The 20,706-nt window shown below is 53.2% G+C and carries 20 protein-coding genes; 13 read left to right on the top strand and 7 right to left on the bottom strand.

The window, feature by feature from the left end:
* The first annotated feature begins 101 nt into the window (after positions 1–101).
* The 4 genes from ctaD (at position 102) to BMY01_RS12835 (ending at position 3,447) form a co-directional block, all read left to right on the top strand.
* Positions 102–1,682, top strand: coding sequence for a cytochrome c oxidase subunit I (ctaD, locus tag BMY01_RS12820; protein WP_074704621.1), 1,581 nt, complete (start codon positions 102–104; stop codon positions 1,680–1,682).
* A gap of 119 nt (positions 1,683–1,801) precedes the next feature.
* Entirely contained in the window at positions 1,802–2,359 is a 558-nt protein-coding gene (locus BMY01_RS12825; RefSeq protein ID WP_074748035.1) for a cytochrome c oxidase assembly protein, read from the top strand.
* Positions 2,356–2,562 carry a DUF2970 domain-containing protein gene (locus tag BMY01_RS12830; RefSeq protein ID WP_074704627.1) on the top strand — a complete coding sequence of 69 codons (207 nt, stop codon included), beginning with the start codon at positions 2,356–2,358 and terminating at the stop codon, positions 2,560–2,562. Before BMY01_RS12825 ends, BMY01_RS12830 begins: the two co-directional genes overlap by 4 nt.
* Before the next feature lie 30 nt (positions 2,563–2,592).
* Entirely contained in the window at positions 2,593–3,447 is an 855-nt protein-coding gene (locus tag BMY01_RS12835; RefSeq protein WP_074704630.1) for a cytochrome c oxidase subunit 3, read from the top strand.
* Positions 3,448–3,486: 39 nt separating this feature from the next.
* On the opposite strand, the gene BMY01_RS12840 is transcribed toward BMY01_RS12835, so the two are convergent.
* Positions 3,487–3,675, bottom strand: coding sequence for a twin transmembrane helix small protein (locus tag BMY01_RS12840; RefSeq protein ID WP_074705612.1), 189 nt, complete (start codon positions 3,673–3,675; stop codon positions 3,487–3,489).
* Between the two features lie 63 nt (positions 3,676–3,738).
* Between BMY01_RS12840 and BMY01_RS12845 the strand changes: the two genes are divergently transcribed.
* From BMY01_RS12845 to BMY01_RS12860, 4 genes are all read left to right on the top strand, one after another.
* Positions 3,739–4,452 (top strand): SURF1 family protein, encoded by a 714-nt coding sequence (locus BMY01_RS12845; RefSeq protein ID WP_074748038.1) that lies wholly within the window; start codon positions 3,739–3,741, stop codon positions 4,450–4,452.
* Complete coding sequence (locus BMY01_RS12850) at positions 4,430–5,035, top strand: SCO family protein (RefSeq protein WP_074748041.1); 606 nt, start codon at positions 4,430–4,432, stop codon at positions 5,033–5,035. Before BMY01_RS12845 ends, BMY01_RS12850 begins: the two co-directional genes overlap by 23 nt.
* 123 nt (positions 5,036–5,158) lie before the next feature.
* A complete protein-coding gene (gene cyoE, locus BMY01_RS12855) occupies positions 5,159–6,055 on the top strand; it encodes a heme o synthase (RefSeq protein ID WP_074748044.1) in 897 nt (298 codons plus the stop codon).
* 9 nt (positions 6,056–6,064) lie between these two features.
* Complete coding sequence (locus BMY01_RS12860) at positions 6,065–6,682, top strand: SCO family protein (RefSeq protein ID WP_074748047.1); 618 nt, start codon at positions 6,065–6,067, stop codon at positions 6,680–6,682.
* 85 nt (positions 6,683–6,767) lie between these two features.
* On the opposite strand, the gene BMY01_RS12865 is transcribed toward BMY01_RS12860, so the two are convergent.
* The 3 genes from BMY01_RS12865 to BMY01_RS12875 all read right to left on the bottom strand — a co-directional run bounded on the left by BMY01_RS12865 (position 6,768) and on the right by BMY01_RS12875 (position 9,379).
* Positions 6,768–8,156, bottom strand: a complete 1,389-nt coding sequence (locus BMY01_RS12865) for an FAD-binding oxidoreductase (protein WP_074748315.1) — start codon at positions 8,154–8,156, stop codon at positions 6,768–6,770.
* Between the two features lie 58 nt (positions 8,157–8,214).
* Entirely contained in the window at positions 8,215–8,802 is a 588-nt protein-coding gene (locus BMY01_RS12870) for a BON domain-containing protein (RefSeq protein ID WP_074748049.1), read from the bottom strand.
* Between the two features lie 217 nt (positions 8,803–9,019).
* Positions 9,020–9,379: a YraN family protein gene (locus tag BMY01_RS12875; RefSeq protein WP_074748052.1), complete on the bottom strand. Its 360-nt coding sequence runs from the start codon at positions 9,377–9,379 to the stop codon at positions 9,020–9,022.
* Between the two features lie 126 nt (positions 9,380–9,505).
* Between BMY01_RS12875 and rsmI the strand changes: the two genes are divergently transcribed.
* The 3 genes from rsmI (at position 9,506) to sixA (ending at position 11,570) form a co-directional block, all read left to right on the top strand.
* A complete protein-coding gene (gene rsmI, locus BMY01_RS12880; protein ID WP_074748055.1) occupies positions 9,506–10,378 on the top strand; it encodes a 16S rRNA (cytidine(1402)-2'-O)-methyltransferase in 873 nt (290 codons plus the stop codon).
* A gap of 157 nt (positions 10,379–10,535) precedes the next feature.
* Positions 10,536–10,775 carry a thioredoxin family protein gene (locus BMY01_RS12885; protein ID WP_074748058.1) on the top strand — a complete coding sequence of 80 codons (240 nt, stop codon included), beginning with the start codon at positions 10,536–10,538 and terminating at the stop codon, positions 10,773–10,775.
* 324 nt (positions 10,776–11,099) lie between these two features.
* Positions 11,100–11,570: a phosphohistidine phosphatase SixA gene (gene sixA, locus BMY01_RS12890; protein WP_074748061.1), complete on the top strand. Its 471-nt coding sequence runs from the start codon at positions 11,100–11,102 to the stop codon at positions 11,568–11,570.
* A 58-nt stretch (positions 11,571–11,628) separates the two neighbouring features.
* On the opposite strand, the gene BMY01_RS12895 is transcribed toward sixA, so the two are convergent.
* Both BMY01_RS12895 and BMY01_RS12900 read right to left on the bottom strand, forming a co-directional pair.
* Complete coding sequence (locus BMY01_RS12895; RefSeq protein ID WP_074748064.1) at positions 11,629–14,163, bottom strand: NAD-dependent epimerase/dehydratase family protein; 2,535 nt, start codon at positions 14,161–14,163, stop codon at positions 11,629–11,631.
* A 232-nt stretch (positions 14,164–14,395) separates the two neighbouring features.
* Positions 14,396–14,911: a PRC-barrel domain-containing protein gene (locus tag BMY01_RS12900; protein WP_074748067.1), complete on the bottom strand. Its 516-nt coding sequence runs from the start codon at positions 14,909–14,911 to the stop codon at positions 14,396–14,398.
* Positions 14,912–15,314: 403 nt separating this feature from the next.
* Between BMY01_RS12900 and BMY01_RS12905 the strand changes: the two genes are divergently transcribed.
* Positions 15,315–17,213: a potassium transporter Kup gene (locus BMY01_RS12905; protein WP_074748070.1), complete on the top strand. Its 1,899-nt coding sequence runs from the start codon at positions 15,315–15,317 to the stop codon at positions 17,211–17,213.
* On the opposite strand, the gene BMY01_RS17845 is transcribed toward BMY01_RS12905, so the two are convergent.
* Positions 17,210–17,359, bottom strand: a complete 150-nt coding sequence (locus tag BMY01_RS17845; protein WP_175463263.1) for a hypothetical protein — start codon at positions 17,357–17,359, stop codon at positions 17,210–17,212. The two genes, BMY01_RS12905 and BMY01_RS17845, sit on opposite strands and share 4 nt — an antisense overlap.
* 99 nt (positions 17,360–17,458) lie before the next feature.
* Here BMY01_RS17845 and BMY01_RS12910 point away from each other — a divergent pair, with 99 nt between their 5' ends.
* Positions 17,459–20,623, top strand: a complete 3,165-nt coding sequence (locus tag BMY01_RS12910) for a bifunctional diguanylate cyclase/phosphodiesterase (RefSeq protein ID WP_081353924.1) — start codon at positions 17,459–17,461, stop codon at positions 20,621–20,623.
* The last annotated feature ends 83 nt before the right edge of the window (positions 20,624–20,706 follow it).

Raw genomic sequence — 20,706 nt, forward strand, 5'->3', positions numbered from 1 at the left:
GGTGATCACCTACCAGCGCAATTCCTTCGGCAATTCGACAGGCGATGCCGTCCAGCCATCCGAAATCAATCAACACAGATAATAGCCTCAAGGAGGAAACCATGGCAGCAGTACACGATCACGACATTGCACATGCCCACGATCATCATCCCACCGGCTTGATGCGTTGGCTGACCAGCACGAACCATAAGGACATCGGCACGATGTATCTGTGGTTCAGCTTCATCATGTTCCTGACAGGGGGCGTGATGGCGCTGACTATCCGGGCGGAGCTATTCCAGCCAGGAATACAGATCGTCAATCCCGAATTTTTCAACCAGCTCACCACCCTGCACGGGTTGGTGATGATTTTCGGGGCCATCATGCCGGCCTTCGTCGGTTTTGCCAACTGGCAGGTACCGATGATGATCGGTGCTCCCGACATGGCCTTTGCGCGAATGAATAACTGGAGCTTCTGGCTGCTGCCGCCTGCGGCGCTGCTGCTATTGGGTTCCTTCTTTGCGCCGGGTGGAGCGCCTGCCGGCGGCTGGACAATCTATCCGCCGTTGTCGGTGCAGATGGGCATGGGGATGGACATGACGATCTTTGCGATTCACATCATGGGCGCTTCTTCCATCATGGGATCAATCAATATCATCACCACCATTCTCAACATGCGCGCGCCTGGCATGACCCTGATGAAGATGCCGCTGTTCGTATGGACCTGGTTGATCACTGCGTATCTGCTGGTGCTGGTCATGCCGGTGCTTGCTGGGGCGGTGACCATGCTGCTGACCGACCGCAATTTCGGTACCAATTTCTTCAATGCGGCGGGCGGCGGTGATCCCGTGATGTTCCAGCATATCTTCTGGTTCTTCGGGCACCCGGAAGTCTACATCATGATTCTACCGGCGTTTGGTATCGTCTCGGAAATCATCCCGACTTTCGCGCGCAAGCCGCTGTTCGGGTATTCCTCGATGGTATATGCAACTGCCTCCATTGCAATTCTCTCCTGTATCGTGTGGGCGCACCACATGTTCACCGCAGGCATGCCGGTAACCGGGCAACTGTTCTTCATGTATGCAACCATGCTGATCGCGGTTCCGACGGGTGTGAAAGTGTTCAACTGGACCGCTACCATGTGGCGTGGCTCCATGACTTTCGAGACGCCCATGCTGTTTGCCATCGGCTTCATCTTCCTGTTTACCCTTGGCGGTTTCAGCGGCGTGGTGTGTGCCATTGTCCCGATCGATATCCAGGTGCAGGATACCTACTACGTTATTGCCCACTTCCATTATGTGCTGGTGTCCGGTGCGCTGTTCGCGATATTTGGCGGTGCCTACTACTGGCTGCCGAAGTGGACGGGCCACATGTATGACGAGACCTTGGGCAAATGGCATTTCTGGCTGTCCATGTTCTTCTTCAATCTCACCTTCTTCGTGCAGCACTTCCTGGGATTGGCCGGCATGCCCCGCCGTATTCCCGACTATGCGCTGCAATTTGCGGACTTCAATATGATTTCCAGCATTGGTGCCTTTGGGTTTGGTTTGAGCCAGTTGCTGTTCCTGTACGTGGTGCTGAAATGCATTCGGGGTGGCGCGAAAGCTTCCGCAGAAGTGTGGGAAGGCGGAAAAACTCTGGAATGGACGCTGCCATCACCGGCTCCCTACCATAGCTTCGAAACCCCCCCTGTTATTCGTTAAGAATTGGGGAATAATATGAAGGACGATGCAGAAAGAAGGCGTGGTGCAATCAGAACAGCCCTCTTTCTGCTCGCGACTGTAATAGCACTCTTTGTTGCGGTTATTGTAAAAAACTGGTGATGAACGTAACTGAAGCGAATTCCGTCGTACTCAGGAAGCTGCTGATCTTTACTGTAATCATGTTTGGCTTCGGCTTCGCTCTTGTTCCGTTTTATGAAAAGATCTGCGAAGTTACAGGCCTCAACAATCTGTTACAGGCGGATACGCTGGCAGAAAACACCCAGGTTGATACGGCCCGATGGGTAACGGTGGAACTGGATGCCAACACACGGGGGCTGCCTTGGCAGTTCAAGCCTCTGCAGTCCAGTGTGCGTGTGCACCCGGGCGAGTTGACACAAGTGGTCTATGAGGTGAGAAATAACTCCGACCGGGAGATCAACGGTCAGGCAATACCGAGTTACAGTCCTCAGTTACTGGGAAAACACTTGAAAAAACTCGAGTGTTTCTGTTTCAGCAAGCAGGTATTGAAACCGAGAGAGGTACGGCAAATGCCGGTTCAGTTCCTGATCGAACCAGGTCTGCCAACCGATATCAATACGGTTACCATCTCGTACACCTTTTTTGAGTTGGGTAACGATAATACTGCCAGCTTGGATATCAACGCGGACCAGATTTGAAAGAAGATAACAAGCAACAGCCCAGAGGCAAGTTTTTACAGATTGCAAAAGCGGTCTTCTGGGCATTTTTTGGAGTGCGCAAACAGAGTGACCTCGACAGCGATGCGAGTTCATTGACGCCGGCGCAGGTAATCATTGGCGGCCTCATCGGTGCCGCCCTGTTCGTCATGACCTTGGTATTAGTGGTTAAAATAGTTACTTAGAATCAATTTCAAATACGCAGGAGAAAGAGCATGAGCCAACAAGGAGGAGGTCACTACTACGTTCCAGCGCCGTCGGCCTGGCCCATCACAGGGTCAATAGCGCTGTTATTCATGGGGTTCGGTGCCGCATTTTCGGTCAACAGGATACCAGTGGGTTATGGATTGCTTGCCACGGGTTTTGCCATACTGGTGTACATGCTTTTCGGCTGGTTTAGCACTGTGGCTCGCGAAAGCGAGAGCGGCAAATTCAACAAGCAGGTCGATAAATCTTTCCGCTGGGGGATGAGCTGGTTCATCTTTACGGAAGTCATGTTTTTCGGGGCTTTTTTTGGCGCCCTGTACTACATGCGCATGCATTCCATACCGGATCTTGCCGACCTGGATAACAAAATACTGTGGCCGGACTTCACCGCAGACTGGCCCACCGCCGGTCCCGGCATCACCGAGAAGTTCATGCCCATGGGTCCCTGGGGTCTTCCAGCTTTCAATACCCTGCTGCTGCTGACCTCTGGTGTAACCGTCACTTGGGCGCACTGGGCGTTGAAGCTGAACAAGCGTGGGCAGCTCAAACTGGGCCTGTTCCTTACATTTGCCCTTGGATTTCTCTTCGTGGGGTTGCAGGCGTATGAGTACGCGCACGCCTACTCCGAGATGAATCTCAAGTTAACTACCGGAGCCTACGGCGCCTCGTTCTTTATGTTGACCGGCTTTCACGGCTTTCACGTGACGGTCGGCTCCATTATGCTGTTCGTCATCTGGTGCCGCGTGCTGAAGGGTCACTTTTCACCCGAGAATCACTTCGGTTTTGAAGGGGTGGCATGGTATTGGCACTTCGTGGACGTGGTCTGGTTGGGCCTGTTCATATTTGTTTACTGGCTGATATAAGAAGGGCAGCCAGGTAACCAGGATGGGGAGCCTCTTCGCTCAAAGTGGAATAAAGCCGAAGTAGGTTCCCACCATCAGAAGGGTGAACAGAAAAAGCGACAATCCAATACGCAAGGTCAGGGACTTGACAACACGTGTGTCATGTCCCTTGTCCTTGACCAGATAGTAGAGCGCGGATCCCAGGCTGGCAAATATGAGAAACAGAAGCAGTACGATAACGATTTTCAAGGCTTGATCCCAGAATTATTAGGTCTTCAGGAAGAAGTTTAGCCGAGTTTCGCATCCTATCCAATGACTATTTCAGGCTGGCGTTTTACGCCACGATTATGGTCAACAGTAGCTGCAATAGCTGTGATAACGGTTATGGTGCAACTTGGCAACTGGCAGCTCTCGCGAGCGCAGGAAAAGGAGTCCCGCCAGGAGCGGCTCGACCGTCTTTCACAGGAGCCGGCAATTACGCTCCCTGATCACCCGGTAGAACTTGAAGATTTTCAATATCGTCAGGTTGAAGCTCGGGGCGAATATGTACCGGAACACACGATCTATCTTGATAACAAGATATACAAGGGGATCGCAGGCTACCAGATTGTAACTCCATTGAGAATCGGTAACAGTGAGATGCACGTTCTGGTAAACCGGGGATGGATAGCGGCAACCCGTGATCGGAGTAAATTGCCACAAGTGACTACGCCACGTGGCCAACTCGTCATCTCCGGGGTTGCGACGACAGCCACGCAAAAAACCCTGGAATTATCCCCGGAGCAGGTATCCGGTCAGGTATGGGAAAACTTGGACCTCGAACGTTATCGAAGCAGCACTGGCCTGAAGCTACAGCCGGTGATGATCCTGCAGAAAGATCAAGCGAATGATGGTTTCGTGCGGGAATGGCCTCGACCTGATTCCGGCTCGGGCAAGAATATCGGGTATGCCTTCCAATGGTTTGCGATGGCTCTCGCCATATTGATTATTTATCTGGTGCTAAATGTCAAACGAGAGCGTTACTAGAAAGAATAGACGGACGCTGATACTGTTGGCGCTGGTATTGAGCGCGCCCTTTATAGCTTCCTATACACTGTATTTCTGGAATGTGCGGCCTCAGTCCATAAATTACGGGGATCTGATCGAGGTCAGGCAATTGAAAGGGACGGGGCTGAACGACGCGGACCAGACAATTTTTCGCATGCGCGACCTTCGCGGCAAGTGGGTGCTGATGTCGATCGACTCGGGTGCGTGTGCCGAGCAATGCCAGAAGAAGCTCTATTACATGCGTCAAGTGCGTACCTATCAAAACGCCGAAATGGATCGCATCGAGCGGTTGTGGCTGATCGATGACGAGCAAAAGCCTTCCCCAGAAGTACTGAGGGACTACGAGGGAATGCATGTCATCCGGGCGAAAAACAGTGAGTTGCTCAAGGAGGTCCCGGCCGCCGGTTCACAGCATGATCATATTTATCTGATAGACCCCATCGGAAATCTGATGATGCGGTTTCCAAAGGATCCTGACCCTGGAAAGATGGCGAAAGACATCAAGCGGCTGCTCAAGGTATCCCAGTTGGAACATGCAATGGGTACGGATATGAAACACTGAAAGATACGGCAACTGGATGGGTGTGAGCAGGGGAACTACTCTTGCACATAGACCAGTCGTGATTCACATTGATTTGTCGAAACGGCGGGCGCCGAACCCGCGATAATTAGGAGACGAAACGTTATGGCTACAACGAGTATTGCTTGGCAGCAAACTGCTTCGCGTGTGCAGCAGTTTTACCGGTTAACCAAGCCGCGAGTTGTATCGCTTATTGTTTTTACGGCCGTTATAGGCATGTTTCTGTCCGTTCCGGGCGTTGTACCCCTGGATACGCTCATCTTTGCCACGGTGGGGATAGCGTTCGTTGCGGGGGCTGCCGCAGCCGTCAACTGCCTTGTCGAGCAGAAAATCGATGCTGTCATGGCCCGCACGCGTGGCCGCCCGCTGCCTCGCGGTACCGTTACCTCGCCTGAAACCTTTGTGTTCCTGGCCCTTGTTGGCGGCGCGGGTCTATTGATACTGCATCAACTGGTCAATCCGCTGACCATGTGGCTCACGCTTGGAACCTTTGTCGGCTATGCGATTATCTACACTGTGATCTTAAAGCCGATGACCCCGCAAAATATCGTCATCGGCGGCGCTTCCGGCGCAATGCCGCCAGTTCTGGGCTGGGCTGCGGTAACGGGCGAAGTATCGGCTGACGCCCTGCTTTTATTTCTGATTATTTTCGCATGGACGCCGCCCCATTTCTGGGCGCTTGCACTCTATCGCAAACTGGAATATGCGAAGGTTGGCATGCCGATGCTGCCGGTAACTCATGGCGACAAATTTACGCGCCTGCATGTTCTGCTGTACACACTGATACTCATCGCGGTGACATTGATGCCCTATGCGACTCAGATGAGCGGGCTTATTTATCTGGCCGGCGCGATAGTGCTGGATGTGATATTTTTATACTATGCAGTAAAAATCTACCTCAGCTACAGTGATCAACTGGCCCGAAGCGCGTTTCGCTACTCAATCGTTTATCTGGCAGCGTTGTTCGGGGTACTCCTGGTAGACCATTACATACGTTTTTAAGGGACGTGCGTGAGGCATCGACCGCATTATTACAAACTTGTAGTATGGTTGGCAGCGGCGCTACTGACGGCGCCGCTCCTTTCAGCATGTAGCAAGTCGGAAAAGCCGGCGTTTCTTTCGACGGACATTACCGGCGCGGATTTCGGCAAAGACTTCAATCTCACTGATCACAACGGGAAGATACGAACCCTTGCCGACTTCAAGGGGCAGGTGGTCACGGTATTTTTCGGCTACACTCACTGTCCTGATGCCTGCCCTGCGACGATGGGAAATCTTGCGGCGGCGATGGATATGTTGGGCGGCGATGCATCGCGTGTGCAAGTGCTGTTTATTACCGTCGATCCCGAGCGCGACCGACCTGAAGTCCTGAAAGCATATCTGTCTGCCTTCAACCCCAGTTTCCTCGGCCTGTATGGCGACGAACGCGCGATAAAAAAGACCACGAAAGAATTTAATGTCGTTTACCAGAAACAACAAGGCGGCGCCCACCAGCATGACAGCGTGGACCACTCCACTGGAACCTACATCTACGATACAAAGGGGAAGTTGCGACTATACGTCAGTAATGATAAAGGCGCAGACGTCTTCGCCCACGACATCTCCCAGCTCTTGAAAACTTCGGGTTAGCATAGGCGTTTTGCTAATCTTGAATTGAACAGTTGAACAAATACGGCAACATTCCCGTTGCCGATTCGCAGCTGGACACGCGTGTCTATGGAAACAGCTTTCCGGGATTCAAGATATTGTTGGGATCAAACACGCGTTTGATCTCCTTCATGAGTTCCATGGTGACCGGATCAATCTCTTTTCCGATATACGCTCTTTTCTCACTCCCGACGCCGTGTTCTCCTGACAAGGTGCCGTTGAGTTCGATTACAAGGTCGAATATCTCGTTCAGGCACATTTCCGCCCGCTGCATCTCGTCCGCGGATTCCGGATTCACCAGCAGGTTGACATGAATATTGCCGTTTCCGGCATGACCAAAATTGACGTTGGAAAGGCGATGCTTCGCGCTCAACCTGGTGAGTCCCAGCAGAAACTCTGGCAGAGTCGAAACCGGCACGACTACGTCCTCATTGATTTTTTTTGGCGCAATATCTCTCAATAACGGCGATAATGTTTTTCTGGCTCGCCACAGCGTTGCAGCATCTGTCGTCGGCGTGGCCTGAATCAATCCGTTGCCTCCGCAAGCCTTGAGAACAGCGTCACGTGATTCTGCGACTGAGTGCTCGGTACCATCCACTTCGATCATCAGCATGGCATGCGCATCGGCAGGAAGCATACCGGGAAACCGGCTCCTTATCAGGTTCAGTGATCCGGCATCGAGAAACTCCAGCGCACTCGGAGTCTGCGGAAGCGTCATGACCCGGACAATAGCATCTGTGCAGCCGGCGAGGTCGCCATAATAGGCTGTCACGCCTCCCAACGCCTGGGGAAGCGGAGTGAGCTTGAGGGTGGCTTCGGTAATAACTGCCAGTGTACCTTCGGAGCCAATCAGAAGCCGGGTTAGGTCGTACCCCACGACGCCCTTGGTCGTATAGCAGCCCGTTCGGATCACTTCGCCCTTGCCGGTAACTGCCTTCACTCCCAGCACATGATCGCGGGTGGTTCCGTATTTTACCGCACGCGGTCCGCCAGCCGAGGTGGCAAGGTTTCCTCCTATACTCGAAAAAGCCGCACTGGAGGGGTCCGGGGGCCAGAAGAAACCATGCGTTCTTGCAATATCCTGCACTGTCTGGTTTATGACCCCCGGCTCAGCAACGAGTACGCGATTGGCAGGATCAACCTTGGTGACGCCCACCATCCGTTCCAGTGATAACGCAATTCCACCGGATTCCGGAAGGCTGCCACCCGAGGTGCCGGTGCCTCGCCCCCGAGGTACAAGCGGAATCCTCGTCTCGTTACAGAATTTCACTGCCGCCTGAACTTCCAAGGCAGACAACGGAAATACTACGGCATCGGGCGGAAAAACCTTCCGGGTATTATCGTATGCATACGCATAACAATCCACCGGATCGGTATAGACCCGATCTGGTGGAAACAGCTTGCCAAGCTGCGCAATATGTGTGGCAGAAAGCGTCAAGGATGTGTGAAAAGACAGATCATTCCGCGGTGCGGAACTGGAAAATCGGCTCGTCTTCTTCAGCAAGGCCGGAAGTTTACTCCATGTACTCGAACACCTTCACCACCTTCTTGACACCGTCGACCCGCTTGGCCAGCTCTTCAGCATTCTCCGCTTCCTCTCCCTTTACCAGTCCAAGCAAATAGACAATACCGTCCTCGGTGACAACCTTGACGTGGTTGGCCTGAAACCGACCCGAGTCCATAAAGTGCCCCTTCACCAGAGAAGTGATCAGTGTGTCATTGCCGCGGGAGGTAAATGAGCTTGGGCTGCCGACGGTAATTTCATTGGTTACCTCACGCACGTTTTCAACGTTGCTCACGAGATTGCCAATTTCTTCTTTTATTGTTTCAGAAGGCGCCTCGCCGGTGAGCAGGACGTTCCGGTTGAAACTGGTGATGTTCACGTGAACGTCCGAGCTGAATTTCTCACTGATACGCTGACCGCTTCTAAACTCGATACTCTCATCCTCTACAAACATACCACTTGTACGGCGGTCCTGCGACATTGCAACCCCGGTCCCGACCCCGGCCGCCATCCCCCCGGCGGCTATCAGGCCGCAGGCAGACAAAAACGGAAGCAGGAAAAAAACCAGCAAGAGCGATTTCAAATCAAGATATTGCATCGATTTCCCCAATAAACGATAAACTTACAATAATATGCATCTGCGCTAAAGATATATCGGGCTCCCGGCTGCGGCAAGCGGCGCCTTGAAAGTTCAGGGTCACGCCACAGGCATCTCGGGAAACCAGTAAAATGATGCCTTTAAAAAAAGAATATTTCAAACGGAATGAGCACCCATGCCAGCGAGGCCATGCATCAGTCCAAAGCCGCAACCAGTATTACGGATAGTTACCATCAAAAGCATTCCTGATCCATTCGATGTCGCGCCCATCATTGCCGGATAACAACACGGCATCGAAGCGGCAACAGGGCTCGGTTCTCAGCGAGAGCAGATAATGTCGGGCTGCACGCACCACCTTGCGTTGTTTCGATAAAGTGATACTGGAGCCTGCGCCCCCAAAATTCCAGTTCGTACGCATCCGCACTTCGACAAACACAAGAGTTTCCCCATCGTGCATGATGAGATCAATTTCACCAAAACGGCACCGGTAGTTTCTTTGTACCAGCACAAGCTTGTGCCCGGCAAGAAACGCTTCCGCGTACCGCTCGGCCTGGTTCCCCTTCAACCTAAGGTTCATTTCCCGCTATCCTTGCAAAACGCATCAATTCCAACCCCATTTTGCATGGGGAATCAAACGCGATGGATATTTTAAAATCCAGTCATTGGTAACCATCCTCAGAACAGAGCCTGTGGAATCGCTTGCATGGATCAATCTAAAGCAACTGTAATCCCCGCTACGTTATACGTCGTCGCCACACCCATAGGCAATCTGCGCGATATCACATTGAGAGCCCTCGATGTGCTTGCGGCGGTTGACGTCGTTGCGGCGGAGGACACCCGCACGACAAAGCATCTGCTTGCACGCTACGCCATCTCAAAAACGCTATTCGCCCTGCACCGCCACAACGAAAGTGCGTTGTTTACAAAAATTGCCGGACTGCTTTCGCAAGGCAAAACGGTGGCCATAGTGACTGATGCGGGCACTCCGGCAATCTCGGATCCGGGTGGGCTTATCGTCAGATTTGTAAGGGAGCAGGGTTTCAAAGTCGTGCCGATTCCGGGTTGCAACGCGGCAGCATGCGCCCTATCCGTTGCCGGCATATCCAATCCACATTTTCTGTTTTACGGTTTCCTCCCGACCAGCAGCGGTCCGCGACGCCGGGCGCTTGCCAATCTGAAGCCGCATCCCTACAGCCTCATATTTTACGAAGCGCCACATCGTATTCTCGAGTGTATAGCGGATATGACGAAGGTATTTGGAAGGGATCGCAGGATTACATTTGCCAGGGAACTGACAAAGGTGTTCGAGACCATTCATAGCTGCGCCCTGGGTGAGGCGTTTGCCTGGCTGGAGGCTGATTCCGATCGCCGCAAGGGCGAGTTCGTACTCATTTTGTCGGGGGCTGAGCCTCCGAAGGAAGCCGAACTGAGCGAGCAGGCGCGCCGCACACTTCAGCTGCTGATGCACGAATTGCCCCTCAAGCAGGCGGTGAGGCTGGCTGCGGAAATCAGCGGCGAAAGTAAAAACAGGCTTTATTCACTAGCACTCTCACTTCAGCTTCATCCAGATTCCTGAGATCGATATGATACAGTTGCTTCCGGTTCCTCAATGGGTGAGCGCTGGCACAAGGATGAGCCCGCGTTTATAATGTCGGGCTCGCATGGCCACCGTCATTGGTGGTGCGAGTGGGGGCAGTTCCCCATCGATATTTATTTTTTTGGAGAGATCGACTATGAAAACACCCGCTACCTTCTATCACGCTGGCTGTCCCGTATGTGTCGAGGCCGAGCATCAGATTGCTGAAGCCCTGGATCCCGATCGCTACGAGGTTGAACTCGTACATCTCGGCGAGCAAAAGGACAAGATCGCGGCTGCCGAAGCGGCTGGCGTTAAGTCTGTTCCGGCGCTGGTAATCAACGGAGCACCTTTCCACATCAATTTTGGCGCCCCCATGTCGGCGTTGAAGTCCTAATCGATAAGACGGCGGGCGCTATGCCCGCCCACAAACCGCCCGCCCTATACCGTCCGCCTTATAGCCGCCGGTAACCCAGGGAGTAATATCTACCACTCCCGTGTCTGTCCCGATCTGGTTCCGATCCGCTGCAATCGCCGCGTTATAATCAGTTCGTCAAACAACCGGTCCGCTTCGCCTGGCATTCCGCTTCCGTACATGCCCAGGGGTGACGGTAACAGAACTTCATCTTGTTCTGATTCAGATGCTGCTCCGATATGAACGCAACAAGCACTGAATCTCCTCTATACTTTCCAATATTACAACAGCTCTCAGGAGAAGCTCATGGAGCTCATATTGTGGCGTCATGCCGAGGCTGAGGATGGCATTCCCGATAGTGCACGGGAACTTACCGATAAAGGGCGAGAACAAGCTGACCTCGTGGCTGCCTGGCTCAAGCCCAGGCTCCCGAAAAATACGCGCATCATCGTCAGTCCAACCCAGCGTACCCAGCAGACGGCGTCCGCACTCGAGAAAGATTTTGAGACGGTCAGGGAAATCGGCCCCGGTGTTTCTCCGAAGGCGGTTCTGAAAGCAGCAGGATGGCCCGATGCGAAAGGTGCAGTGCTCGTGGTAGGTCATCAGCCTACGCTCGGAGAAGTCGCCGCTTTGCTCATGTCGGGTGATTCTGCGCAATGGACCATCCGGAAAGGTGCGATATGGTGGTTCGCGCAGAAAAAGGGGAACCATAATCTCGGGGAGTTACTGCTCCAAGCCGTCGTTTCTCCCGACACGCTGCAAGCAGGAGATCGATAAGCGCTGTCTTCGTAAGGTTTCGATGTCTTGCTTGGTACTTGGTACCGGCTCAGCCTTATCAATTACGCCGTACTGCTCCGATGGAATTCCAACGATCCCAAGCGCCATAATGGCTCCTGATCGGACCAACCGGCAGTGCGAGCAGAATCAGCAATACGCCCGCGGTGACGCTGGCTACCGCTCCCAGTCCAGTATAGCCGGTCAGCAGAAGGGGCGCCGGAATCAACCAGGCGCCGAATATGATGTTGGCCAAACGCAGCGGACGACCCACTTCGCTCAGGGCCATGATCGAGAAGGTGACAACGAGAGCACCGATCAGATGATCGCCATTGGCGGCAGTGCCAGCGGTATCGAGGGTGACGCGGGAAAACATCAGCGCGACACCGATGAGGACGCTCGCCCACATGCCCCAGGTGAAGCGCACGCCGGTAGCCATGATTTCATGCAGCACGGCCAGAGGCGGCCCTTCGAAACCGCCCGAGTAATCCGGTCCACCCCCTTCCATCGTATCTCCGTGCCACAATACGTGCCATAACGATTTACCTTTCCTTCTTCGATCCTTGAGGAATTGCAGCGTGGCAAGAATCTCATCGAAGGAATACGGAATCTGTAGCAGCATGGCAGCTGCGGCAATAAGGCAAAGCGTGCACCAGGTATCCAGCAGAATCGGCTGGATGATGATGAAATAAATACTGACCGCCCCGAGTGGAACAATCAATATCCCAAAGAACAGCACCATCCAGGGCATCGTCCGCCACCTGCGCTTGTCGCCGATCACGCCCGTGAGGATTTCCAGCACATAGACTGTCGCACCCAGGCCCGCATCCGCCACCGGCCATGCTTCGGAGATATAGGAAGTAATGATATGGGCGGTACCTTCGCCAAAAAACGGATCCCAGACCTCTTGAATATGACCTAATTGAAAGGCAGCCATATAACGCGAAAGAAACAACCCCACGAACGCCAGCGCCACGATGGGAAAACGATTGGTCATTCCGGAAGGGCTGTAACTCCAGCCCGGCGGAGTATCCGGCCCACTGGTGCGCGCAACCGCCCCGATACCCGGCGGAGGTGACACGATCACCGCAAATAAAATGACAAAGGCGCCTACCATCGTATCATTGGCATAAACTGCCGCGCTCGGAGTCCAGAAGACGAGCGGCGCAAACAGCAACCAGACCCCCAGCAACGCCGCGATCCAGCGCGCCCAGCCGTAGTCACGCGCCAACGATAGAAAGCCGAATATCACGATCAGCAGACCGGTAGTAATATCGCTTGCCGTCATCCAGGTTGCAGACATCGCTGATCCCCGCTGACTCGGCGTAACGATGTCCTCACTTATCATCCAGGACTCCGTCAGCCCGAGAGTGAACGGGCTTGCTATCAACCATAGCCCGAGAGCCACGTTTGCAAAATGGCACCACAGGCTTTGCCTGTGCTCGTTCTTTTCGTGTTCACGGCTTTGGGTAATCAGCGTTGCGCTCGGCAGATTGCTTTTTTCCATTTCTTCCAGCCAAGTGGGCAACGGCAGCTTGTTGTGCTTGTACCAGTTGGCCGGATTGTGTTTCAGCCGGGCAATCATCCTCGGCAGGCACTCGCGCAGCATATGCCCCGGACTCCAGTTCAACAGCTTTTTCGCGCGCGAGCAATCGAGCTCGAAATGATCATCGGACAATGCCACCATGAATGGTTTGACAAAGGGTTCAATCCCGCGGTCGATGGCATCCGGCACGATATCCTCGATCCGGAGCTGGAGCCAGGCGCCGGCAACGGCCATGGATTTCGGAATCTCATGCGTGACCCACGGCGTCCCGTGCAGCAACTGACCGATCAGGTTCTGCAGGCTTTCGTAACTTTCGGTCGCTGGCTCGCCGATCAGGAGCGTGGTTTCTTCGGGCAGCTGCGAGCGCTGCTCCACCGCCAGCCGGAAAGCGAGAGCAATGTCATTGATATGCGAAAAAGATTGGCCATGCGAAGAATCTCCGGGAAACACATGGCTTTGCAACTGCCGTTCGTAGATACGCTGGAACTGGGTGCTGAGCGAGGGTACTTCGCACCAGTCGGTGTAGACGCCGGCTAGGCGAAATATCACAAACGGGATGTGTCCATGATACGCGCGTACTTCCTTTTCCGCTGCTACCTTGGATTCCGGGTAGGGCCATTTTGGCGCTAGCGGCGACTCCTCATTGATAGGCAGCCCGGGCTCTGTTGGCGCATGCACCAGCATGGTGCTTGCATAGATGAATTGCTCCACTTCGAACGATTCAAGCGCCTTCAAAAGCCGGCGCGTCCCTCTTATATTGACCTCCTCGTACAAGGGATTGGGTTCGTCCGAAAAATCGTAAAAGGCAGCAAGATGAATGACAGAAGCAATCCGTTGCCCGTAGGCTTTCCGTAGCTGCTGAAATGCGCGCAATACTGCCGCGTCAGAAGATATATCGACACTGATGCAGTCAACATCGGTGCTGCATTTCTGTTCAAAGCCTACTATTCTGAACTTGTCGCCAAGCTCGGCCGCAATCGCCCTGCCGATCCTGCCTTCAGAACCGGTGATGAGGATCAGAGGTTTTTCGCTGGAATCTTGCTTTTCCATACAATTTCTGGAAGCAATCGAGCTAAAAGCAAAAGGTCATGCCGCCGCGCTCAGCCATACCTTTCATCTGATAAACGGTGCAACGCTTAACCAGGAGTAGATGCTGCACTTTTCCGCTTCCGCCCGCTGTGAGGGACAGGGGCGGAACGTAGTGGCGCTCGATGTGGCCTGGAATTCAGGCAGCGGTGCGGCATTGAAGGAGCATCAGCGGATACAATTGTCTGACTCTTGTTTATTTGACCCTGCCCGAATCCATGCCCGAGGACTGGGTTGTTGTATAAGGCGTTTGCTCATACGGTGTGTCGGGACTGTCCGTCGGCTGTTTCGTGCTGGAAGACTCGGTATAAGTCTTCGTTCCGTAGTACGAATTGATTGTATTCTGCCAGGATGTGTCCGCCATGTCGGGCCAGTCGTCCTTATCGAATCCCGGCGCGGAGTCGAGGCGTTCCTTATCCACGTTGAGGATGAAGCGCTTATTCTCTGTATCGAGTGTCAGCGCGCTCCAGGGCACGGCGAAGAGCTTGTCTCCCATTCCCATCAATCCACCGAAGGACAACACCGCGTAGGCGATTTTGCCGTTGTTCATATCGAGCATGATTTCCTTGATGTCGCCAAGGTCTTCGTCCCTGGTGTTATATACGTCCTCTCCGATCAGCGTGTCAGCGCCCATCAGACGAGGACCAGGTCCCTTGCCTTCCTTGCCGTAGTTTTTGTACATGCCGTAGGTGTCACGATCTGTGTAGGCCATGGTTCTCTCCTATAATTAATCCAATTTCATGATTTGCAGGAATCGTAATCCGGAAAACGATGACTCCAATAATAAGGAAGAGAGCGGTTCCGGTCGGTTCGGTAGCCAACAAAAAGAGATAGCCCAAAAGAGGTAGCTGGGGGATCGGCAGGAAGTCGTCGAAACTGCTTTGCCATCAGCATGTGCAGGTCGTGTAAAATGTATACAGCGTTGTTTCCTATCAATTGCAAATGCGGTACCACGCCTGTCGGAAAGATAGTAAACCCTCACGTTAAGGATATCGACTCCTGGCCTCCTTGCCAAAGGCCGAAACAAGAAGCTTGTGGTTTTGCCAGCCGCGAAGTATTTATCCTTTCTTTCAGCTGCTTGTCCCAGGGCAAGGGCTGAGTCAACGTTAATCAACATGACGAATCAACAGATGCCATCGGGACATTCTCTCGAGCGCCAGCCTCTAAGTCTGCTGTGCCTTGCCGCGTTGGGAGTGGTTTACGGGGATATCGGAACAAGCCCGTTATATGTCATGAAGACGGTTTTCGACCCCATCCATGGACTTGCTGTCACCGAGAGCAACGTGATCGGCATCATTTCGCTCATTTTCTGGACGATCATGATCGTGGTGTCGCTCAAATACGTAACGTTGATCCTGCGGGCCGACAATCACGGTGAAGGCGGGATCATGGCGTTGCTATCGCTGGCCAGCTCATCCGTCACAGACCGTCCGCGCTTGCACAACATTCTGTTTCTCATCGGCGCATTCGGGGCAGCACTGTTTTTTGGCGATGGTGTTATCACGCCTGCCATTTCGGTATTGAGCGCAGTCGAGGGTCTTGAAGTTGCCACACCGCTGCTCCAGCCTTATGTGCTACCCATCACCGTGATTGTGCTGATCGCGCTTTTCATGCTGCAACAGCGAGGAACGGGGGGAATTGGCGCCTTGTTCGGGCCCGTCATGGTGATATGGTTCGTCAGCCTCGGACTTGTAGGTTTGATCAATATCGCGGGCGCGCCACAGATCGTCGCGGCATTCAATCCCATGTATGCCTTTGCCTTTTGTATCAGTAATGGATGGCTGGCATTTATTGCCCTGGGAGCGGTGGTGCTGGCAGTGACAGGTGGCGAGGCGCTTTATGCGGATATGGGGCACTTTGGCGCGAAGCCGATCCGGTTGGCATGGTATGGGGGCGTCCTTCCCGCCCTCACATTGAACTATCTGGGGCAAGGCGCACTGCTACTGTCCAATCCATCCGCAATCTCCAATCCTTTCTTTCTGCTGTTTCCTTCATGGGCGCTTTATGGCGCGGTAGCGCTGGCGACTGCCGCTACCGTGATTGCCTCGCAATCCGTCATCTCCGGCGTTTTCTCGGTGACCAGGCAAGCCATTCAGTTGGGCTTCCTGCCGCGCATGCAGATCCGGCACACCTCGGAACGTAAGATCGGGCAGATATACATCCCGTTTGTCAACTGGACTCTGCTGTCGGTTGTCCTCATGGCGGTACTGGGATTCGGTTCATCCTCCAATCTTGCCTCGGCATATGGCGTAGCAGTTACCACCACGATGGTTATCGAAACCACGCTCACTTTTTTCGTGCTCCGCTATGCCTGGAATTATCCATTCCTCCTGGGCATCCTGGTAACTGCATTTTTCCTGACGATCGACAGTGCGTTCTTCTCCGCCACCATACTGAAAGTTGCCCAGGGGGGCTGGTTCCCGCTCGTAATCGGCTCCGTCATTTTTTTTATTATGATCACCTGGAGTCGTGGACGGCAAATGCTGGTCGACCACCTGCGCTCCGTTGCCATACCGCTCCAATCCTTCCTCGAATCGCTTATCGCACATCCCCCCACACGGGTCGCGGGTACCTCGGTTTTCTTGACGGCCAATCCTGACGGTGTACCCCACGCCCTGTTGCATAATCTTGCCCATAACCAAGTCCTGCATGAGCGTGTGGTTTTCCTCACGGTGGCATACCAGGAAACTCCCTGGGTGCCGGTAGAACAGCGCATCTCGATAAAACCCTTGATGGAGAACTGTTACCAGATCATGGTGCGGTACGGCTTCAAGGATGAGGCGAATCTGCCGTACGCACTCGAATTGTGTGAACCGCATGGCCTCGTGTTCGAACCCTTGAGGACCTCCTACTTCCTGAGTCGTGAGATCGTGGTACCCAGTCCGGGTACCGGCATGTCCCTGTGGCGTGAACGCCTGTTCGCGGCAATGGTGCGCAACGCCAGCAACGCTGCCGAATACTTCAAACTGCCGGCAAACCGTGTACTTGAACTGGGGGCGAGAGTGGAGATTTAGAGATGCTGTTCCTCCGCTTCGGTCGCCTTCGCCTTGAGCGACGGTAACTGCCGCTTCCTCTCAAAACTCGCTTCGGCGCGTTTTTGTTCAACCAGCTCGATATTTCTAATAAATTGACGAGCCGCGCAAAACGTAAAACTTGGCATTTTTAGTATCCCTTATCCATTTATCCATAAAACCCAATGTCGGTTAGATTGCTAGCTTGAGGAATTTCAGCGTGACCATTGAAGCATCAGCCTTGAGTGATGGATACAGAAATCCACAAAACACATATCCCTAACAGCCGCACGCTCTCCCGACCGGCTATCGCCACTCTCACCTTTGTGATTTTTATGTCGCTTACCCTGGTGAGTTGGTCTGTCGTACAGGATCTAGAGGAACGGCATGAAAATTCTCGATTCGATAAGGTGATAGCAGAAGCTATCCACAAGATCGAACATCACTTTTCAGGGTATGAGCAGGTGTTGAAAGGCGGACTGGGACTCCTGCTTGCTTCCCCCTCTGTTTCGCGGAACGAATGGCGCACATACGTGAATGCGCTCCGAATAAACGAACGGTATCCAGGCATTCACGGTATCGGTTTCGCCAAATATATCCCACCGTCACAGCTTGCCGCCCATACTGAAGAAGTACGTGCAGAAGGCTTCCCATCCTATAACGTCTGGCCTGAAACCCCGCGGCAGGAGTACACGTCGATCATATATCTCGAACCCTTTTCGGGATCAAATCTGCGTGCATTTGGATACGACATGTTTTCAAATGCTGTTCGACGCGCCGCCATGTTCCGCGCGCGCGATACCGGAGAAGCCGCGCTTACCGGCAAGGTGAAGCTCGTACAGGAAACCGGTGAGGATATCCAGGCGGGCGTCCTTGTGTATCTCCCCTACTATGGTCCTGCAAATCTCCCGAAAACGGTGGAAGAAAGGCGCGCATCGCTTGGCGGTTATATATATGCCTTATTCAGAATGGATGACTTCGTACGCGCCACCCTTCGGAGAGAGCTTGATATCCTCGATTTAAGAATTTTCGACGGGGAAGCAATGGCAGAAGATTCTCTTCTTTTCGACAGCGTGAAACATCGGTCCGAACCGTTGCTCGTACCTAAATTTAAACGCGTCATACCTATATCTTTATATGGTCAAACATGGGCGATCGAAGCATCCTCCCGTCCTGCATTTGAAAAAGCAATAAAAAATTACGAGGCACTTCTCGTTCTGTTAGGCGGGATCGTGGTCAGTATGTTGACTGCCATGGTTTCCTTTGTCCTTTCGGGGAACAAAGAGAAGGCGGCGGCACTGGGACGTGTAAATAAAAAACTGCTGTTGGCCATGGAGGAGCAGAAGGCAACAACACGCGAGCTTTCAAATGCGAAGCTTCGCACAGAGAGGATTTTGGAAAGTGTTACCGACGCATTTTATACCCTGGATCGGGAATGGCGCTTCACTTACGTGAATAAGGAAGCGGAGAATCTGCTACAGCGTAATCGCGAGGATCTTCTGGAAAAGGTGGTCTGGGAAGAATTCAAAGAAGCAGTAGGAACAACCTTTGATCGCGAATACCATCGGGCGCTCATGGAAAACAAGACAGTGACGTTTGAGGAATTCTACGTTCCACTAGGTGGATGGTTCGAGGTACACGCTTATCCGTCTGAAGAAGGCTTGACTGTTTATTTCCGCGATATTACCGAACGCAAGGAGTCTGAGCAGGCGCGGCAGGAAGCCCACGTCCGTATCCGCCAGCAAGCTTCTCTGCTCGACAAGGCGACAGATGCAATCATTGTGCGCGGCATTGATCATCGCATTCAGTTCTGGAACCAGGGCGCGCAACGGCTCTATGGATGGACGTCCGAAGAGGTAATGGGCAGAGCGACTGACATGTTATATGACAATGTTGCCGTTTTCGATGAAGCAAACCGGTCGCTGCTCGGTGCTGGCGAATGGAGAGGAGAACTTACGCAGCGACGCAAGGACCAGAGTACGCTGATCGTGGAAGCACATTGGACGTTGGTCAGAGATGACGACGGAGAGCCTCAGTCTATCTTCGCGATCAATACCGATATTACCCAGCGCAAGAGCGCCGAGAACGAAATCTTGCACCTCGCCTTCTACGATTCTTTGACGGGTTTGCCCAATAGGCGGCTCTTGCTGGATCGCCTCGGGCATGCATTAGCGGTGAGTGCTCGTAACCGCCGTATGGGCGCGTTACTGTTTATCGACCTCGATAACTTCAAGCTGCTGAATGATACGCTCGGTCATGACATGGGTGACCTGTTGCTGCAGCAGGTCGCTCCTCGCTTGATCTCCAGCGTACGCGAGACCGATACGGTAGCCCGTCTAGGCGGCGACGAGTTTGTAGTGATATTGATGGGTGACTTTAGCGAGGATCATGATGAGGCTCTTACCCAGGTAAGCACCATTTGCGAAAGGATACGCAGCACCTTCATTCAGCCGTTTAATCTCGATCCATACATCCATCACATTACCCCCAGCATCGGTATCGCACTGTTTAACGACCAGTCGCACACAACAAACGAACTGCTGAAGCGGGCAGATCTCGCGATGTATCAGGCAAAGGCATCAGGTCCCAACGCCATGCGTTTCTTCGATCCGGACATGCAAGCGAAAATGAATGCCCGAGCCACTCTCGAGTCTGAGTTATACAAAAGCTGGGAGAGAAACGAGTTCGTTCTCCATTATCAGCTGCAGGTGGACAGCCGCGGGATTATCGGGGCTGAAGCGCTGGTGCGATGGCAGCACCCACGCCAAGGTCTTTTGTCCCCGTCTGAATTCATTCCGCTGGCAGAGGAAACCGGCCTGATTCTTCCTTTGGGCGAGTGGGTGCTGGAAACCGCATGCAGCCAACTGGCAAGCTGGGCACTTCAGCCGGAGACAGCACAGCTCGATCTCTCGGTGAATGTCAGTTCTCTCCAGTTTTGTCAGCCCGATTTTGTCGAGCAAGTAATCTCAATACTCGACCGCACAGGCGCCGATCCACAAAGACTCAAGCTTGAGCTTACCGAAAGTATCCTGGTTCATGACATGGAGGATACCATTGCAAAAATGATGACACTCAAAACCCGGGGCGTGGGCTTCGCCCTGGATGACTTTGGCATCGGCTATTCCTCACTCTACTATCTGAAACGTCTGCCGCTCGATTGGGTAAAAATTGATCAGTCATTTGTAAGAGACGTGTTGACCGATAATAACGACGCAACGATCGTCCGCGCGATTCTGCTCCTTGCAAAAAGCATGGGGTTGGCGGTAATTGCCGAGGGAGTGGAAACCGGAGCACAAAAAGATTTTCTTGCTAGCCACGGTTGTACTGCTTACCAGGGTTATCTGTTCAGCCGGCCTCTGCCATTAGATCAGTTTGAGCGATTTGTGCAGCCGACTGAAGCAGGAGCTGTGTAAGTTAGAAAGCTGGTTAAGTTAGAATCTAGGGATCGGTGAACCGATACCCAGGGTTTGAACACGCACAACCAGCAGAATTACCG

This window comes from Nitrosospira multiformis, assembly GCF_900110185.1.
Lineage (GTDB): Bacteria > Pseudomonadota > Gammaproteobacteria > Burkholderiales > Nitrosomonadaceae > Nitrosospira > Nitrosospira multiformis_A.

Coding starts and splice junctions, on each gene's coding strand:
- BMY01_RS12845 (WP_074748038.1), top strand. CDS start 3,739: ATGACTATTTCAGGCTGGCGTTTTACGCCACGATTATGGTCAACAGTA.
- BMY01_RS12910 (WP_081353924.1), top strand. CDS start 17,459: ATGGATACAGAAATCCACAAAACACATATCCCTAACAGCCGCACGCTC.
- BMY01_RS12905 (WP_074748070.1), top strand. CDS start 15,315: ATGACGAATCAACAGATGCCATCGGGACATTCTCTCGAGCGCCAGCCT.
- rsmI (WP_074748055.1), top strand. CDS start 9,506: ATGGATCAATCTAAAGCAACTGTAATCCCCGCTACGTTATACGTCGTC.
- ctaD (WP_074704621.1), top strand. CDS start 102: ATGGCAGCAGTACACGATCACGACATTGCACATGCCCACGATCATCAT.
- cyoE (WP_074748044.1), top strand. CDS start 5,159: ATGGCTACAACGAGTATTGCTTGGCAGCAAACTGCTTCGCGTGTGCAG.
- BMY01_RS17845 (WP_175463263.1), bottom strand. CDS start 17,359: ATGCCAAGTTTTACGTTTTGCGCGGCTCGTCAATTTATTAGAAATATC.
- BMY01_RS12850 (WP_074748041.1), top strand. CDS start 4,430: ATGTCAAACGAGAGCGTTACTAGAAAGAATAGACGGACGCTGATACTG.
- BMY01_RS12825 (WP_074748035.1), top strand. CDS start 1,802: ATGAACGTAACTGAAGCGAATTCCGTCGTACTCAGGAAGCTGCTGATC.
- BMY01_RS12835 (WP_074704630.1), top strand. CDS start 2,593: ATGAGCCAACAAGGAGGAGGTCACTACTACGTTCCAGCGCCGTCGGCC.
- BMY01_RS12895 (WP_074748064.1), bottom strand. CDS start 14,163: ATGGAAAAGCAAGATTCCAGCGAAAAACCTCTGATCCTCATCACCGGT.
- BMY01_RS12875 (WP_074748052.1), bottom strand. CDS start 9,379: ATGAACCTTAGGTTGAAGGGGAACCAGGCCGAGCGGTACGCGGAAGCG.
- BMY01_RS12900 (WP_074748067.1), bottom strand. CDS start 14,911: ATGGCCTACACAGATCGTGACACCTACGGCATGTACAAAAACTACGGC.
- BMY01_RS12885 (WP_074748058.1), top strand. CDS start 10,536: ATGAAAACACCCGCTACCTTCTATCACGCTGGCTGTCCCGTATGTGTC.
- sixA (WP_074748061.1), top strand. CDS start 11,100: ATGGAGCTCATATTGTGGCGTCATGCCGAGGCTGAGGATGGCATTCCC.
- BMY01_RS12870 (WP_074748049.1), bottom strand. CDS start 8,802: ATGCAATATCTTGATTTGAAATCGCTCTTGCTGGTTTTTTTCCTGCTT.